General features: G+C 50.1%; 1 protein-coding gene. It reads left to right on the top strand.

Annotated features, from left to right (window positions below):
* A partial coding sequence (locus tag AB4Z08_RS35815; RefSeq protein ID WP_441578575.1) for an AMP-binding protein occupies window positions 1-517 on the top strand: 517 nt, incomplete at both ends.

The raw sequence follows: 517 nt of genomic DNA, 5'->3' as shown, positions 1-517 counted from the left end.
ATGAACAGCAGATCTCCCATTTAGAAGTCACACCGGGTCTTCTTTCCAATATCACTGCCGGCAAATATCTTGCATTGAAGCGGATAATATCCGGAGGGGAAACCTGTACCAGTGAACTGGCCGGACGCTGGAGTAATTTAGTGGATTTCTATAATATCTATGGCCCTACAGAAGCCACGATATCTGCATTAATCTATAAATACGAGAGGGGGAGGTCATACCCTGCGGGGACTTTGCCCATAGGTAAACCATTGGCCAATGTGCGGGTTTATATCCTGGACCAGGCGGGCCATCCGGTGTCTGCGGGGGTAAAAGGGGAGTTGTACATAGGAGGAGCCGGCGTAACGCGGGGTTATCTGAACAACCGGGAATTAACGGCAGAGAGGTTTGTGGCGGACCCATTTTCCAATAAGGCAGGTGCTAAAATGTACCGTACCGGTGATATGGGCAAATGGTTGTCAGATGGCAATATCCTGTACCTGGGCCGCGCCGATGAACAGGTAAAAGTTCGAGTTCG

This window comes from Chitinophaga sp. RAB17 (genome assembly GCF_052114225.1).
GTDB lineage: Bacteria > Bacteroidota > Bacteroidia > Chitinophagales > Chitinophagaceae > Chitinophaga.
The sequence above is the reverse complement of the archived record's forward strand: the minus strand, read 5'-3'. Positions and strand labels throughout refer to the sequence as shown.